Annotated in this window: 15 protein-coding genes; 5 read left to right on the forward strand and 10 right to left on the reverse strand. The window is 42.9% G+C overall.

From position 1 onward, the window contains the following. Positions 1-9: 9 nt before the first annotated feature. The 8 genes from D0T57_RS07545 to D0T57_RS07580 form a co-directional block, all read right to left on the reverse strand. Positions 10-975, reverse strand: coding sequence for a hypothetical protein (locus tag D0T57_RS07545; RefSeq protein WP_163272455.1), 966 nt, complete (start codon positions 973-975; stop codon positions 10-12). 249 nt (positions 976-1,224) lie between these two features. Continuing rightward, the gene (locus D0T57_RS07550; RefSeq protein ID WP_163272457.1) at positions 1,225-1,758 is read right to left on the reverse strand and encodes an SPOR domain-containing protein; all 534 of its coding nucleotides are present in this window, start codon (positions 1,756-1,758) and stop codon (positions 1,225-1,227) included. 99 nt (positions 1,759-1,857) lie between these two features. Then, positions 1,858-3,129 carry a serine--tRNA ligase gene (serS, locus tag D0T57_RS07555; RefSeq protein ID WP_163272458.1) on the reverse strand — a complete coding sequence of 424 codons (1,272 nt, stop codon included), beginning with the start codon at positions 3,127-3,129 and terminating at the stop codon, positions 1,858-1,860. A 100-nt stretch (positions 3,130-3,229) separates the two neighbouring features. Further along, positions 3,230-5,476, reverse strand: a complete 2,247-nt coding sequence (locus D0T57_RS07560) for a HEAT repeat domain-containing protein (protein ID WP_163272460.1) — start codon at positions 5,474-5,476, stop codon at positions 3,230-3,232. Positions 5,477-5,501: 25 nt separating this feature from the next. Next, a complete protein-coding gene (locus D0T57_RS07565; RefSeq protein WP_163272462.1) occupies positions 5,502-6,761 on the reverse strand; it encodes a Gfo/Idh/MocA family oxidoreductase in 1,260 nt (419 codons plus the stop codon). A 521-nt stretch (positions 6,762-7,282) separates the two neighbouring features. Further along, positions 7,283-8,290 (reverse strand): hypothetical protein, encoded by a 1,008-nt coding sequence (locus D0T57_RS07570; RefSeq protein ID WP_163272464.1) that lies wholly within the window; start codon positions 8,288-8,290, stop codon positions 7,283-7,285. A gap of 114 nt (positions 8,291-8,404) precedes the next feature. Then, positions 8,405-8,833 (reverse strand): hypothetical protein, encoded by a 429-nt coding sequence (locus D0T57_RS07575; protein ID WP_163272466.1) that lies wholly within the window; start codon positions 8,831-8,833, stop codon positions 8,405-8,407. A gap of 109 nt (positions 8,834-8,942) precedes the next feature. Then, positions 8,943-9,680 (reverse strand): hypothetical protein, encoded by a 738-nt coding sequence (locus D0T57_RS07580; protein ID WP_163272468.1) that lies wholly within the window; start codon positions 9,678-9,680, stop codon positions 8,943-8,945. 319 nt (positions 9,681-9,999) lie between these two features. On the opposite strand from D0T57_RS07580, the gene rfbA reads away from it, so the two are divergent. The 5 genes from rfbA (at position 10,000) to D0T57_RS07605 (ending at position 15,888) form a co-directional block, all read left to right on the forward strand. Continuing rightward, on the forward strand, positions 10,000-10,866 hold the full coding sequence (rfbA, locus tag D0T57_RS07585; RefSeq protein WP_163272470.1) for a glucose-1-phosphate thymidylyltransferase RfbA: 867 nt from the start codon (positions 10,000-10,002) through the stop codon (positions 10,864-10,866). Between the two features lie 4 nt (positions 10,867-10,870). Continuing rightward, a complete protein-coding gene (rfbC, locus tag D0T57_RS07590; protein WP_163272472.1) occupies positions 10,871-11,419 on the forward strand; it encodes a dTDP-4-dehydrorhamnose 3,5-epimerase in 549 nt (182 codons plus the stop codon). 3 nt (positions 11,420-11,422) lie between these two features. Then, a complete protein-coding gene (locus D0T57_RS07595; protein WP_163272474.1) occupies positions 11,423-12,205 on the forward strand; it encodes a glycoside hydrolase family 25 protein in 783 nt (260 codons plus the stop codon). Between the two features lie 10 nt (positions 12,206-12,215). Beyond that, the gene (locus D0T57_RS07600) at positions 12,216-13,220 is read left to right on the forward strand and encodes a S41 family peptidase (protein ID WP_163272476.1); all 1,005 of its coding nucleotides are present in this window, start codon (positions 12,216-12,218) and stop codon (positions 13,218-13,220) included. A gap of 382 nt (positions 13,221-13,602) precedes the next feature. Further along, the gene (locus tag D0T57_RS07605; RefSeq protein WP_163272478.1) at positions 13,603-15,888 is read left to right on the forward strand and encodes an NADP-dependent malic enzyme; all 2,286 of its coding nucleotides are present in this window, start codon (positions 13,603-13,605) and stop codon (positions 15,886-15,888) included. A 54-nt stretch (positions 15,889-15,942) separates the two neighbouring features. Here the strand turns inward: D0T57_RS07605 and rpiB are convergent, their stop codons facing one another. Beyond that, positions 15,943-16,398: a ribose 5-phosphate isomerase B gene (gene rpiB / locus D0T57_RS07610; protein ID WP_163272480.1), complete on the reverse strand. Its 456-nt coding sequence runs from the start codon at positions 16,396-16,398 to the stop codon at positions 15,943-15,945. 60 nt (positions 16,399-16,458) lie between these two features. After that, a partial coding sequence (locus D0T57_RS07615) for a transketolase C-terminal domain-containing protein (protein WP_304487049.1) occupies positions 16,459-17,380 on the reverse strand: 922 nt, incomplete at its 5' end.

Below are 17,380 nucleotides of genomic sequence, written 5' to 3' on the forward strand. Positions count from 1 at the left end.
TACAGGTTGTTATTTATCGTAAACCAGTATCCACAAGTCGTCTAAAGGCAGTCCGTATTTAGCTATCCTGCGCGATTTCGATATATTTGCGGTATATCTGGATGTGAACTCTTCCATCTTTTTAGTTGCTACTGTCTGGTTGTCGGAGGTAATCAGTATCGTGTAGAATATTCCCTGATTATTCTTAACTACTACAGCTTGCTCTCCTAGTCCGTTGAAGGTGCGTTTAGCATATTCGGCATTGTTTTGCTTGTTGAATGATCCTATCACAATGCTGTATTTTTTCATCAAGTCCCGGTCTTTTTCATTCACAAAGGTTACAGGCGTATTCCTGAACAACTTCCAGTCCTCGTTTAGGAAACGGCTTCCGGTTGCTTTTCTTGCTTCTAGCGTAGCTTTGTTTTCTTGTTCCTTTGTCAATTCTTTTTTTACAGGCTCAGGTTCTTTCTTTGCAACCGTTTTCTTCTTCGTCGATTTTGTTTCTATAGGAGCTAACGCAGCTTCGACGTCTTTCTTGTCGAACGATCCTTGTCCGATAAGCGCGGCAGCAGACGAGTGGTCATATACTATCTTATTTGTCTTTTTCGGAATTCCGGGTATTGTTGGCTCTGGTATTCCTTTGCCTACAGGTGGATCTCTTTCGAGGTACTCGTCGCAACCAAACAGGGCTTTCGATGCCGATGACTCGCGGTCGAGTTCAAGGGTTACGACAGGATTCAACAGCGATTTGCCTCCTTTTGTTATATCTGTTACTGCAACCATATTTTTCATTACCGAATCTAACTCGGCAACGGAGATTGTATCTAATATGACATCGGTATCGGCAACATTGGTTTTTACAACAGAAATATTCCTATGAGCCTTATTCATCGACTTATATAGATTCCTGTATTTACCTCCTGTAATTTGCGCGTTCGAAGGAATGGCTATAAAAAGGCTTATAGCAAGTAAAGTTGTGTAATATGTTATTTTCATAAACCCAGATTTCTACAAGGTAAAATGTCTTCTTTAATCTTAATTTCTAATAAGATAGTACAAAGATATAAAAAATAGAAAGCAAACAAATCCTCTTTAGTCATAAACTTTTGAATAGCGGGTACTTTTAAGATTTGGATCAGGAAGTTTTGTCTAACTCTACGCAAGTGCAACAGGCTTATAATTACGAAACAAAAAGGAGATAACCGCTCCGGCTATCTCCTTCCTACTATTTTTTATTATATTTTTTTAATATTCCCTTTGCAATATCCACCAGTCGTTGAACGGAATACCATAACGGCTTTTAAGTGTAGCTATGTCGCTCGACGATAGGTAATTGTTCAGAATTTCATTCTTCTTGGCAACTGCCTGTTCTTTCGATTCGTAGCTAGCAACAATAACACGGTACATTCCTTGTTCGTTGCGGGCAAGAATTACATTGTAGCCATCGTTGGTGAAACGTTGTTTCAACGATTCGGCTCCCGGTTTCATCGCCATGGCAGCTACTACTACGCTGTACAATTTGAGGTTGTTAGCATCCGATTCGTAAACAGGTTCTACTTTTTCTTTTCTCACCGATTCGGTAGAGCTTGAATATGAAGGGCTGGTTGCAGGTTTAGATACAGATGCAACTTCATCGTCGGTAGTAGAAATCGTGTTGTCATCCATCTCCCTATCTTTAGCTGCTTCGTATATGCTTTTATAGGCACTTTGTTTGGGCTTACAAGAACCGAATGCTATAACAAAAGAAGCAACGACACCAATTAAAATCAATTTTTTCATAAGGTATTCTTTATCGTTAATTTTACTATATTTCGCAAATTTAATATATTCTGTCTTATACAATAACAGTTTATTCGTTCAAATAGTTTGAATTTTACTTTAATTAATATATTCAAAACCTGTATATGGCACTAATGCTGCCGGTATACGGATGCCTTCTGCGGTTTGGTTATTCTCCAGCAGTGCTGCGACGATGCGGGGCAAAGCCAGTGCGCTGCCATTTAATGTGTGTGCCAGTTGTATCTTTTTGTCCTCATCGCGATAACGACATTTCAGGCGGTTGGCCTGATAGCTTTCGAAATTGGACACAGAACTGACTTCCAACCATCGCTTTTGTGCTGCCGAATATACTTCGAAGTCGAATGTGAGAGCCGATGTAAAGCTCATGTCGCCGCCACAGAGACGGAGTATGCGCCACGGCAATTCCAGTTCTTCTACCAATGTTTGTACATAAGCTACCATTTCTTTTAGCGACTGGTAAGAATGCTCCGGCTTATCGATGCGGACAATCTCCACCTTGTCGAACTGGTGCAAACGGTTTAGCCCACGTACATCTTTTCCGTACGAACCTGCTTCGCGCCGAAAACAAGCCGAATAGGCTGTATTCATCACCGGCAGATCATTCGCTTCGAGAATCACATCGCGGTAGATATTCGTTACTGGTATTTCGGCAGTAGGAATCAGGTAAAGGTCGTCGGCTACGGCGTGGTACATTTGCCCCTCTTTGTCGGGCAGATTACCTGTTCCATATCCCGATGTTGCATTTACCACATATGGTGGCTGCACTTCCATATAGCCTGCCTCGCGTGCCTTATCCAGAAAGAAGTTTATAAGGGCACGTTGCAATCGCGCACCTTTTCCTTTATAAACTGGGAAGCCTGCTCCTGAAATTTTCACTCCCAACTCGAAATCTATAAGGTCGTATTTCTTTGCCAGTTCCCAGTGAGGTTGTGCTTCTTCGCCCAATTCGGGAACAACGCCCCCTGTCCTTTCCACAACATTGTCTTCCGCTGTACGGCCTTCGGGAACTTCGTCGGACGGCATATTGGGAATCTGGACAAGCAAATCTTGCAGGTCTTGTTCTGCCTGGCGCAGTGTGTCCTCCAATATCTTATTCTGCCCTTTTATTTCGGCCACAGTACTTTTAGCTGCTTCGGCCTCTGCCTTTTTGCCTTCTTTCATTAGTTGTCCTATCTGTTTAGACAGGCTATTGGCCTCGGCAAGACTTGTATCTAATGTGGTCTGCGTTCTTTTACGGAGTTGATCAAGCTCCAATACTTTTTGTATTATTTCACCGGCATCGAAGTGTTTCTTTGCCAGTTTTTTTATTACGAGCTCAGGGTTCTCGCTGATAGTTTTCAATGTCAGCATACACGTATTTTTAATTTTAGCTGCAAAGTTAACATTTACTCATTAGTTATATGTTTTTTTGAAGAAAATTTTATTTAATCCGCTCTACTAGCCTTCGGCCTCACTCTTTCGGCATTTCACCCAGGTGCTTACGAAGGGCAGCACGTTGATAAGCGGCATCGGGATTGTCGAGTAAGTCTACAACCTTGTTCAATAATGCTTTTACTTCGTTGCCTGTCAGGTCTTTGTTTGCCAAAGCTATATCCATTACCGAATTGGCTGCATTTTGCTGTAAAGCTTTATCGTCCAGATATTTTCCGGCTAGCAACAATGCTTGCAGGTTCTTTACATTGCCCAAATGCTTCAAAATCTGGTTCTTTTGCTTATCTGTTTTTGCTATATCGAGCGCTTTGGCAAAAGATTCGGCACGAAGCCCTGCATCGAGTTTCGGCGATGCCGATAATTCTATATAGCGGTTCAAAGCCCGGTCGAAATAAGCTGAACCGGAAGCATCTTTGGCTATTGCATACAGTTTGGTGGTAGCTTCCTGTCCTTCGAAACTTAACAAAGACGAGAATGCAATGTCTTTGTCGGTTCCTGCCTTACTATCAAATTTATCTGAAATGATTTCCAGAGCTTTAGCATCGCCGGTAGCAGCCAGTATAGGGTAATAAAGGTGTTCTTTTGCTGCACCTGCGGTCTCCATTTGCTTGATAATCAATGCCGCCTGCCTATCGGGGGTATAATTTGACAATAATTCGGTAATCGCCTGCTGAACAGGCACAATAGTAGCCTCGTCGCCTTCTTCCAACAGTGGGTATAGTTTCGACATATTTTCTATTGTCACCACATCTTTCAGGGCTTGGTATGCTGCCGCTTTCACTTCGGGCGAGGTTGATTTAAGTTGTTCCATAACCAGCTTTTCCTGATAGGTGGATTTACGCTGAGCTATCAGTTGCAAACCGGCTACTTTTCCTATATCCGATGCTTCGGGCATTATTTGCTCTATTTCGTACGACATATCCAGAGCAAAAGCCGAAAGTCCCTCTTTTGCCGGTTCGACTATCTGTTTGTCGCTCTCGGTAAACAAGTTGACCAGCACCTGCCCTGCAAGGTTGTCATCCATTGCCGAAAGCAGCCTGATGGCTGTTTGTTTTACAGGCATCGAGGTTTTCTTCTTTTCTTTTTCGTCTATCAGCACCGTACCCAATACTTGTATCAGGGATTTAGCCCCATCATTTTTAGCTACGAGGCGTACATCATCTATAAAGCGTTTTTTCTTGGCATCCTTCATGTCTACCATAAACTGGTTCATCACATCTATTCGTACATCGTCCGATTTGGAGTCTTGTATCAGTTTGGCCAATTCGATATATGTACCCAGCTTTGGATTAGCCGATGCTATCGACAATGCTGCAACGCGATATTTACGGTCGTTGTCTTTCATTGCTGTAGTTATCAGTTTTGTGATATCCATAGGTTTGGCTGCAACCTGTATTTCAAATGCGGCAATGCGCGTTTGTATCTGCCCTGCTTTTTCGGCATTTTTCATCAAGTCGGCAGCCGCTTTTTCGGCTTCTTTTACATCTTTTTGCGCCAATACTCTTTTTATCAAGGCGATATAAGCTTCTGTTGCGCCTGTTTTTTCCATTGCATAGCCGGCTTTGTCTGCCATAAGAGCAAGGTCGGTGAGCGAACTTTTTGTTCCTACCCTGCCAAGTGCATAGAGTACTGCTTTTTGCAGGTTTTCGTCGCTGCTGCCCAATAAGGTTTTTAGCGATGGTTCGGCAGATTGCAGTTGTATTTCGCCAATAGCCATGACGATATCTTTTTTCAACTTCTCGTTTGTCGTTTTGTCGAGGGCATTCAATAAAGCTTCCCCGCTTTCGGGTGTATTGATAGCTGCTAAAGCGCGCGAAGCCGGCCCGCCAAGCGATTCGTCGCTGAGGTATGAAGTTAGTTTTGCCACCGACTCTTCCCTGCCGGTAATTTCGAGCTGGCGGATAACAAACGCTTTTATCTCCCTGTCGCTTACCTGATCCAAGGCTTTTGTATAGCCGGTTGCCACAGTCATGCGGGGCATATCTACTTTGAGCCCTGTAATATAGTGCGACAGGCCGCTAAGGACGTATTCTACGGCAGCGTTGCTGCCCTGTCCCGGAGGGTGCAGCCGTTTTACTAACTGTATTACACCTTCTTCGCCTGTAGCAGCCAGTTGTTTCATCAACTGATTATAGCTGTCTCCTTTTTGAGCAGGCATTTCTGCCAAAATGCCGTCGATGGTAGTTTGTACTGCCTGTTTATCTTGGGCAAAAACCATCGCTGAGCATATCAGCATGATTGCTATCAATGAATATATTTTTTTCATATATATAGTGTTCCTGATTATAAAATTAGATATTCCAAGGTGAACGCATCGGCTGATCCAAAAGCCTGTTTGCAGCCTCGTCGTTAATAAACTTGAGTTTTACCGGATCGAAATGCAGGGTACGGTTGAGACGCAAGGCAACGATTCCCATATTTACGATGGTTGCCGAGCGGAAACCGTTTTGCTCGTTCAGTGCAAACGGCTTGCGGGTTTTCACGCTTTCGATGAAATCGGTGACTTGTTCTTCCGGCTCGGGGAATGCAGCCAGTTTCTTTTCCCAATCGGGGATATCGCAAACGAAGTTTTTATAAACATTACCGTTAGGCCCTGAAATGTATGGTGTGTTAGGGTCGCCATAGTCTTCTCCCCATAATACAATCTGGCATCCGTCTTCGTAGGTGTATGTTATCGAACGCCATGTGCCTATGGCATCGGGATGCTGCTGAGGCGCATCTACTTCTACTTTTACAGGGCTGGTATTGTCTTTGCCCAATATATATTGCACAGGGTCGATATAATGTTGTCCCATATCGCCCAGGCCGCCGCCATCGTAGTCCCAATAGCCACGGAAAGTAGCATGTACACGGTGCGGGTTGTAAGGCTTGTATGGCGCAGGCCCCAGCCACATATCGTAATCCAGTTCGGCAGGAACAGGCTCAGGTTTGAGGTCGGTATTGCCTACCCAGAAGAATTTCCAGTTGAAGCCTGTATGCTGGCCGATTGTTACCTTCAAAGGCCAGCCCAACATACCGCTTTGCACGAGCTTCTTAAGCGGTCTTACGGGTGTGCCCAACCCATAGAAGTTGTCGGTAAAGCGGAACCATGTATTCAGCCGGAACATGCTTCCATATTGTTTTACGGCTTCCATCACGCGCTTGCCTTCGCCTATAGTGCGTGTCATGGGCTTTTCGCACCAGATATCTTTTCCGGCTTTGGCTGCTTCTACCGACATAATGCCATGCCAGTGCGGAGGGGTGGCTATATGTACGATATCTACATTCTTGTCGAGTATCAGGTCGCGGAAATCGTGGTAGGCTGCTATCTTTTCTTTCACAAGGTTCAACCCCAGTTCGAGGTGCTTTTTGTCTACATCGCACACTGCTACGAGGCGTGTGCCGGCATAGTCGACGTGGCCGCGTCCCATGTTCCCGGTTCCGATAATTCCTTTCGTCAACTGGTCGCTCGGTGCCAGATAGCCGTTGCCCAATACATGACGAGGTACAATAGTGAGGGCTGCCAGACATCCCACTGTTTTTAAAAAATCCCTTCTGTTAGTCTTTGCCATAATTAGATTTGATGGGCTCCGAAAGATGGCTACCGGTTGCAGAGTGGCAAGCCAGCTTTCGAAATGTTATTGATTTTTTTGAGTGTTTTTATTAAGTTCCGAAAATACTAAAAAAGATGGAAAACGAGGGTATAAAAGATTGGTTTATTTCTATGTGTTTATTTAATATCTCTAATTTTTACAAAGAAGTTGTTTCCCTTCTGAGGGCAAACGCATGAAATTTACCCAAACTCAATTCTGAGCTTTGTAGGGGCGAATTATCATTCGCCCGGAATAGGGGAAATCTGCGGGCGAATGATAATTGACTCCGTCGATTTTCAATTCGCCCCTACAGTAGTCAAAACTGGAATATCATTTTTTCATGCGTTTGCCCTGTTTTCCTTCTGAGCCTGTTTGAATTTTAACGAAAATCTTTTTTACAGAGCCTTGCCGAGAAAAAATGAAGACGGGTGATTGGAATTTTCTCCAATCACCCGTCTATTTTGTGTGTAGCTTATTCTAAGCCCTAACCTTATGGTGGGTTATTTTCTTTGTATGTATATTTCTTCTTTGACTACTTTGCTCAAATCGCGTAAATCCCTATAGGTTTTAAGGTCGCGAAATGTATTATTGGCCTTATGGGTGACTCTGAAATTGAAGCTTTCTTTTACAAGATAAAATTCTTTTTCTGCGTCGGGGTCGGTATTGGGTACTACAACTTTTTCATCGTAAATGAAATAGATTACATCGTCTACAATCTCGATAAGATTCTCTGACTCAACCCACTTGCCGTATTCGTCATATCCTCCGATAGTACACGATGGTTCATTCTTCTCATTTCTACGAAATGTGAATAGAGTACCTTTCAATATTTCCGACTGTTTTTTATTAAATTCTTCGCTAGTGTCCACTCCTATCCATTGGGTGAAACCTGTGATTTCCCAATTTCCCAATAAATAGTCAAAATCAACCATTTCTTTTTCGGGGTTAATATCTACAACCGAGTTAGGTGCTATACTTGTTTCTCTTTCAAGGAAAAAGTCTCTGACAAAGAATTTTGCGTTTGGAAAATATTCATTTTTTACATTACTGTATTCGATGTAACGCTTCAATATGCCGGGAGTGTGGCCTATTTCTCCTATCCACTGATAGGTGGTAGTGTCTTCGCCTGTCCATTTGCTTTTCCAGTCGTACGTGATGCAATTGCCTTTGGTAGAGTATGTCCCATCTTCGATGATACTGTCGATAACATTCTTTGTAGTAAACCTGTATTCTTCACGTTCACTATCATAAAAATAGCTGGTTTTATACCCGTCATACTCTATCAGGCGAAAACTTGGATATGTATCAGGATTAGCACCAGCATAGTATTGTGCCTGTATTTCCTTTGACATATAGTAGGTCTCCCATGTACCGAGCAATTCGTCTTCTTTGAGGTCTGTAGGTTTCAGAGGCGGGTCGGGAGGAGTTGCTCCGGGTTCGTCTTCGTTATTGACACAACTGGCGAAACTCAAAATGGCGAGTAATATTAAAGGTATTAATTTTTTCATTGTTTTGTAAAAACTATTGTGCATTGTAAGTTACAAAGATAGATAAATCTTATTTAAAGATAACAAAGCTTTTACTTTTTTTATAGTAATGAATTTGCTTTATCGTATCTATACTTAATGACTTAGAGCCTTTTTTAGCATCATTTCATATTCGTAGTTATAGTCTTGTACCAAGACGTGCATTTCATCTTTCGAAAGCGAAAGCAATTTAAATACCAGTTTCTTTGGACTTTGCTTTTTCACATTCTTATCCAGATAATCCTGATAATATATGATGATGGCTCCATCTTCCAGTTTGTATTTTCCTGCTATATTAAAGAGAATCATGCCATCAGTGGCTTCGCCCTTGTGGAATACCATATTTTCTTTGAATATGTATGTATCGGGATTTTCTATAATGAAGGTGGTGCTGTCTCCCTGTATGCGTTTGTATTCGTGCCATCGCCCTTCAATCTTTTCTTTGGCTGAAACATGTGTTTCTTGTGCTACTAGCGGAAGTGTGAATAATAGCAGAACAATGTATATGGCTGTTTTTTTTATCATCTTATACTTCTTTTTGGGGGTTAAAAAATAAAAGCGAGGTGTATATTATCTCCCAAATATACACCTGCCATCCTTATTCACCAAACCTAATTATAATTATCTGTATTTTCTACCTTCTGTTTCTTTCAGTATTCGATTTTCTTCCAGTGTTCGACGCCAAACGGTATTCGCCTCTGTTGCTTTGCGACGGGCGGTTTACGTTGCTGTTACTTTTCGAATTGTCGCGGCGTTGATTCTTCGATGAATCGTAGCTGTTCTTGTTCGAATTGTTGCGGTTTTTGTTGGTATGTATATTGCTGTTGTTCTTTCTGTTATCTTGTTTGTAGTCGCGCTTGTATGTCTGATTGTTGTTGTTATTGCGCGGACGGTCGGCTTTATAAACATTGTTTCTTCCATGATTTGCAGACTTTGTGCTTGAATACCATCTTACATCGTTTCGCCTGCTGTTGTGGTAACGGTGGTCGCGGCTATCGCGTATCACTATTTGGTTTCTATAACCTTTGTAGCGTCCATAGTCCCTTACGTGTGTATGGTGGTATCTCCACGGTTCGCGCACATTCAATACTACTTTATAAAGTCTATACAAATCGTAGTTGCGGTATCCATAAGGCAGGTAACGTGCCGAGATCCATCTTCCGCGATCCATGTAATAGAACATTTCGTAATTTACATCGTAATAGCAATCTATATCAGGGAAATAATAAAACCCTACGTAATCGTAACCAACCGGACCCCATGCAGGTTGACGGCCTATATTGATGCTTACATTTATATTTTGAGCTTCTGTTGTGCTGTAAAACGAAGATACTCCAACCAATATTGCGAATAATAATATAAACTTTTTCATAGCGATAAATATTAAAAAGTGAGTACTGTTTTTATCTCTTTGTATCTTTGATATGCTTCCGGCTGAAAAGATTAATTACACTTTTGTGTTTTAACTAAAATTAATTATTTGTGATATTCTTGATATTTCACCTACTGCTATACAACGCTTATTATCAAATGATTATTGAATTAATGCAAATGTAAGCTCTCATAATTGCCCGATTTTACTTATCTTGCATTAAGTTTTTTAATAAAGTACGGAGAGAAGACGTTTACAGCAGAAATAATTGAAGTATCCGCGAATAAGACTATCTTTGTCTCCCGATAAAAATAAATATATGAAAGGAATTATTCTTGCCGGAGGTAGTGCCACAAGGCTTTACCCCCTTTCCAAAGCTATATCGAAACAGATAATGCCTGTTTACGATAAGCCCATGATTTATTATCCCCTATCCACCCTGATGCTTGCCGGAATACGCGAAGTGCTGATAATATCCACGCCTCGCGATTTGCCGATGTTCAGGGAATTACTTGGCTCAGGCGAAGAATTGGGTATGAAGTTCGACTATGTGGTACAGGAAGTCCCTAACGGACTGGCTCAGGCGTTTGTGCTCGGTGAGGAATTTCTTGACGGAGAAGCAGGTTGCCTGATACTGGGCGATAATATGTTTCACGGGCAAGGCTTCTCGAAGATGCTGAAAGATGCTGCTTCGGTAGAAAATGGAGCATGTATTTTCGGCTATTACGTGAAAGACCCGCGAGCATACGGAGTTGTAGAGTTCGATGAAAACAATAAGGTTATTTCGTTGGAAGAAAAACCTCAAAACCCAAAATCGAACTATGCCGTTCCCGGGCTTTATTTCTATGACAAAACAGTAGCCGAAAAGGCTAAAGCACTGAAACCATCTCCACGTGGTGAATACGAGATCACCGACCTGAATAAAGTCTATCTCGAAGAAGGAAATCTGCAAGTACAGCTTTTCGGACGCGGATTTGCATGGCTCGATACCGGCAACTGCGACAGCCTGCTCGAAGCAGGCAATTATGTAGAGACCATACAAAAACGACAAGGTTTTTATATTGCCTGTATAGAAGAGATAGCGTGGCGAAACAAATGGATAAACGATGACCAGTTACGTGCCCTAGGTAATAAACTTGATAAAACAGCATACGGACAGTATATTCTGGGTTTAATAAACGAATAATTATATGACATTCACCGAACAAACTATACCTGGAGTATGGATAATAGAGCCAAAAGTATTTCTCGACCAACGCGGATACTTTATGGAAGCCTATAAAAAAAACGAATTTGAAAAACATATAGGCAAAGTAGAGTTTATACAAGATAATGAATCAAAATCGACCAAAGGGGTATTAAGAGGACTGCACTACCAATCGGGCGAATACTCACAAGCTAAATTAGTCAGGGCATTGAAAGGACGTGTACTCGATGTTATTGTCGATTTGAGAAAATCCTCGTCTACCTTTGGCAAGCATGTAGCAGTAGAACTGACCGAAGATAATAAAAAGCAACTATTCGTACCTCGCGGATTCGCCCACGGTTTCCTCGTTTTGAGCGATGAGGCTACATTCTCCTACAAAGTAGATAATATATATGCCCCTCAATACGAGAATACATTGCAGTGGAACGACCCTGCACTTGGCATAGACTGGGGCATGGACGAAAAAGAATTGATCTTATCGGCAAAAGATAAGCTTGGAACTCTTTTGGCCGATGCTGTATTGTTCGATTAAACAATGGTGAAAGATTTACGAAAAAAGACAGGTAGTAGAAGAAAGAAAACTTTACCTTCCCGGAAGGCGAAGTTTTTGATAATAGCTTTATCCGCGATTTTTTCATCAGTATTAATCTTTTTACTTATAAAATCTTTTTCAGGGAAAACTGAAACGTTCGACTCCAATAAATATTTCGTAAAAGGCATAGATGTTTCGCATCACAATCCCATTTTGGACTGGAAGAATGTAAAATTGCAAAATATATCGTTTGCTTACCTGAAAGCAACGGAAGGTAATTCGCATATCGACCGCAATTATCCTTACAATTACGATCTGGCAACGAAGGCAGGAGTTGCGACCGGTGCTTATCATTTCTATACGTTCGCTCTTTCGGGCGAAGAACAGGCGCGCCATTTCCTGAAAACAGCCAAATTTGCATCAGGCGACCTGCTTCCTGCTATAGATGTAGAGCATTCGCCGGCCAATCCGTATAGCAAAGATGAGAAATACAGGGCATTGGTCGTAAACGAATTGAAGGTGCTCGAAAATGAGCTTTATGAACACTTTGGCATACATCCCGTTATTTACACCAACAGGGATTGTTACAAGCATTACATAAAAGGGCATTTCCCCGATAATATCATCTGGATTTGCGACCTGGATAAAGAGCCGGGCGAAAAACTCGGAAACTGGAGGATATGGCAGTTTTCGCACAAAGGCGAACTGGCTGGTGTCGACGGACATATCGACCTCAATTACTACCGTTATTCCTACGAAGAATTTAAAGAGTTATTATTACCATAACATAAAAACAATGAATTACCGCATCGTACTTTATCTGTTAATCAGCGTCATTTTTATTTCATGTTTCGATGAAGACAAATTTGAAAACACAAAAAGAGGCAATTTCGAAGCTTTGTGGAATATACTCAACGAGCGGTACTGCTTTTTCGAATATAAGGACGTAGATTGGGATGAGGTCTATACCCGCTATTCGGAACGTATAAGTGGCAATATGGACAACGATGCGTTTTTTTCACTGATGGCCGAAATGCTTGCAGAACTCAAAGACGGGCATGTCAACCTTACTGCCAATCACGATGTAGCCCGTTACTGGAAGTGGTACGAAGACTACCCTTACAATTTCGATACCAAGATACAGGATAATTATCTGGGTACCGATTATGGCATTGCCAGCGGACTGAAATATAAAATGCTCGACGATAATATCGGTTATATCTATTATGGAAGTTTCTCCAGCGGGATTGGCGAAGCGAATATCAATCAGGTACTCGACCGCTTTGCTGTCTGCGAAGGCATAATCCTCGATATACGCAACAATGGAGGAGGGCTGCTCAGCAACAGTGAGAAACTCGCCTCGCACTTCTTCAACGAGAAAACGCATGTAGGCTATATGCAGCACAAAACAGGCAAAGGGCGCAACGATTTTTCGAAACCATACGAGACATATGTCGAACCTTCTAACGGCGTAAAATACCAGAAAAAGGTAGTGATACTTACCAACAGGCGTTGTTATAGTGCTGCCAACGATTTTGTAAATGCCATGCGTTATGCACCTGATGTCACTATCGTAGGCGATAAAACCGGAGGGGGCAGCGGCATGCCTTTCTCGTCCGAACTACCGAACGGTTGGTCTGTACGCTTTTCGGCATCGCCCATGTACGATGCCCAGATGAATCATCTGGAATTTGGTATAGACCCACATTATAAGGTAGATATGACCGATGAGGATATGGCTCGGGGCATCGACACTATCATAGAAAAAGCCCGCGAAATAATAAAATCGGGTGTGAGTTGATTCTATCAGAATGCTCTATCAAAATGCTACTATCTATTGCCATGTTGAACGATAGTGAATTGTAAATCGCCGAAGCGAAGGCGAGGCAAACATCTCTCCAATCAAAAGAGATCCTACCCTTCGGTCAGGATGACAGGGTTATACATTAGTGGTTTTGTCTTTTTGGAATTAAAAATTCTTAAATAAGCGTCTTTTCTATTTTTGCATACCGGTTAAATATGTTGGAAAATACCTTATTTTGACAAAATGATTTGTTGAAATATTATTTTAAGTCATAGCTTTTTCTTAAATTTGTTTCAGATGTCAGTCAATATATTATTTTGTCGATGTCTGAAATTATTCTACTAAACAGTTTTATCAACCTTGTTAAAACTCAGAAGCTATGCCAAAAGTCACAAAAGAAGCAGCCCTGAAATACCACTCATCGGGCAAGCCCGGAAAGATAGAGGTAGTTCCTACCAAATCGCACAGTTCACAATTCGATTTGTCGCTCGCATATTCGCCCGGAGTGGCCGAACCGTGCCTCGAAATTGAAAAAGATGTACAAACAGCCTACGACTATACAGCCAAAGGCAATCTGGTAGCCGTAATCTCCAACGGAACGGCAGTATTAGGCTTGGGCGATCTCGGAGCATTAGCATCCAAACCGGTAATGGAGGGCAAAGGCTTACTCTTCAAAATATTCGGAGGTGTAGATGTTTTCGATATAGAAGTAAACGAGACCGACCCCGAGCGGTTTATACAAACAGTAAAAGCTATTGCGCCTACCTTCGGCGGCATCAACCTCGAAGATATAAAAGCACCCGAATGCTTCATCATAGAAAAAAGGCTGAAGGAAGAACTCGATATCCCTGTCATGCACGACGACCAGCATGGCACAGCAATAATTTCTGCCGCCGCCCTTATCAATGCGCTCGAAATAACAGGAAAAAAAATATCGGAAATCAGGCTTGTAGTCAATGGTGCGGGAGCTTCCGCCATTGCCTGTACCAAGCTTTATATGAATTTCGGGGTAAGGAAGGAAAATATCATTATGTGCGACAGCAAAGGCGTTATCACTACCCGCAGGACGAACCTGAGCGACGAAAAACGCCTTTTTGCCATAGACAGCAATATGGTTACACTAAGCGAAGCCATTGCCGGTGCAGATGTGTTTCTAGGTTTATCCAAAGCCGATGTGTTGACAATAGATATGGTGCGTTCGATGAATGATAACCCGATCGTTTTTGCGCTGGCAAACCCCAATCCCGAAATATCGTATGACGACGCTATGGCTTCCCGCAACGATATTATATTCGCCACAGGACGTTCCGATTATCCTAATCAGGTGAATAATGTATTGGGGTTCCCATATATTTTCAGAGGTGCGCTCGATGTCAGGGCTACCGCTATCAACGAAGAGATGAAAATGGCGGCGGCAAAAGCCATTGCCGGACTGGCGCGAGAGGTAGTGCCCGATGTCATCAATACGGCTTACGAAATAAAACGTCTGGCTTTCGGGCGCGAATATATCATTCCTAAGCCGCTCGATCCGCGCTTGTTGACTACCGTTTCTACAGCTGTTGCCAAAGCGGCAATAGAAAGCGGTGTCGCCCGTAGGATTATAACCGATTGGGATGATTATGAAGACCACATATCCGAAATGCTGGGGTATGGCAACAAGCTTATCCACAGGCTGCATACTATGGCTAGAGGTGAACCTAAACGCGTGGTTTATTGCGAGGGAAACCATATCAATATGATGAAAGCGGCTGTTATAGCCCAAAAAGAGGGTATATGCCAACCGATACTGTTGGGCAGCGAAGAACGTATCCGAAATATTGCGGCCGAAAATGGTATCGAACTTAATGGTGTGCAGATAATAGACCATCGCAATATCTCGGAAGACGAACGCCGGAGCAAATATGCCACTCTATTGAGTGAAAAGAAATCGCGGGAAGGTATCCGCTATCAGGAGGCTTTTGAGAAAATGAACGACCGCAATTATTTTGGCATGATGATGGTTGAAACAGGCGATGCCGATGCAGCCATAACGGGTGTCTATAGCCATTACCGCGAATTTTCGAATACAGCGTTAGAGGTCATCGGGCTTCGTCCGCAATACAAGCATTTCGCAGCCATGCATATCGTACAGACCAAAAAGGGACCGTATTTCCTTGCCGATACATTGATAAACCGTTGGCCGGAAGAAGATGTATTGATCGAAATAGTAAAACTTACGCACGATGCAGTACGTTATTTCGCTACAGAGCCGGTTATGGCAATGCTTTCGTTTTCCAATTACGGAGCCGATAATAATGGTAGCCCTAAGAGCATTGCAAATGCAATCAGGTATTTCCACGAAAATCATCCCGATTTTATCATTGATGGCGAAATGCAGGTGAATTTTGCAATGAATAAGGACTTGCGTGACAAGACCTTTCCGTTTAATACATTGAAAGGAAAAGATGTGAATACATTGATATTCCCCAATCTAAGTTCGGCAAATATATCCAGTAAGCTATTAATGGAACTTGGCATTGCGGGCGAAAGCCTCGGCCCTATACAAATGGGGTTGCGCAAGCCGGTTCACTTTACAGATATTGAAAGTTCGGTTCGCGATATCGTAAACCTTACGGCTGTGGCTGTAGTAGATGCTATTGCTAATAAAGAGGGGCAAAGTAAATAAAAGAAGAGGGTGTGTTTTAAACTTTAAACATACCCTCTATTCTATGCTATAATCTTAGCAAGGAATCTTATTTATCCTGTCCTGATGCCTTCCTCCTTCAAATTCGGTGTTGAAAAATATTTCTGTCATCTGATAAGCCTGTTGTTGTGTAACGAACCTCCCCGGCAATACCAATATATTCGCATCGTTGTGCAAGCGCGTCAGCTGTGTGATTTCTTCGTTCCAGCACAATGCCGCCCTTACTTTCGGGTGCTTGTTGAGTGCCATATTGATACCGTTTCCTGAGCCGCAAACGGCAACGCCATATTCGCATTCACCTTTGTCTATGGCCTTACCCAACTTATGGGCAAAGTCTGGATAATCGACACTATCGGTCGAACAAGTGCCGAAATCGACATATTTAATCCCTTCTTCTTCAAACACATCTATGATGTATTTCTTTGTTGTAAAACCTGCATGGTCGCAAGCCAGGCCTATCGGTTTATCCGATTTAAGAATAGATATTTTCATCTGGTTAAGTATAAATTACGGGCTGTATTTTCGCAGCCCGTAATTCTTAATATAATAAATTTACTTTACAATCTCCTTCACCTGATTATATACATTCTCCGGAGTGAATCCTAACTTTTCATCAAGCACTTTATACGGAGCCGAGAATCCGAAGGATTGCATGCCCCATACTTTGCCGTTGTCGCCAACCAGCCCTTGCAGGGTGACAGGCAGTCCGGCGGTCAGTCCGAATTTCTTCTTGTCTTTCGGCAATACGCTCTCCTGATAGGCTGCCGGTTGTGTGCGGAACAGACCTTCGGACGGTACAGAGACGATACGGGTCTTTACGCCGTCTGCCTTGAGCAGCTTGGCTCCGTCTACCAGTGTCGATACTTCCGAGCCGGAAGCGAGGAGGATAACGTCGTAGCCTTCGTCTTCTTGTACGATGTATGCACCTTTTTCTGTCTGTAGGGCTTCGTTGTAGCGGTTGGTAGCGGCTGGCAGGTCGTTGATATTCTGCCGCGAGAAGATAAGGCCTGTAGGGGTTGATTTATTCTCCATAGCCATCTTCCAGGCTACTGTAGCTTCGGTTACGTCTGCCGGACGCAAAACGAGCATGGAGTTGTGCCCGTGGTGGTTCTGGAGTTTTTCCATCAGGCGTATTTGTGCTTCTTGCTCTATCGGTTCGTGGGTTGGGCCGTCTTCGCCAACGCGGAAAGCGTCGTGTGTCCAGATGAACTTAACTGGCAGTTCCATCAGGGCAGCCAGGCGGATGGCTGGTTTCATATAGTCGGAGAACACGAAGAAGGTAGCGCAGGCTGGTACGATTCCGCCATGCAGGCTCATGCCGATGCACAAGCAAGCCATAGTCAGTTCGGAAACTCCTGCTTGCAGGAATGCTCCTGAGAAGTCGCCTTTTTGCATGGCGTGTGTTTTCTTGAGGAAGCCGTCGGTCTTGTCCGAGTTCGACAGGTCGGCCGAAGAGACTACCATGTTCTCTACT

This window comes from Dysgonomonas sp. 511 (genome assembly GCF_010501105.1).
In the GTDB taxonomy this organism is placed as follows: domain Bacteria; phylum Bacteroidota; class Bacteroidia; order Bacteroidales; family Dysgonomonadaceae; genus Dysgonomonas.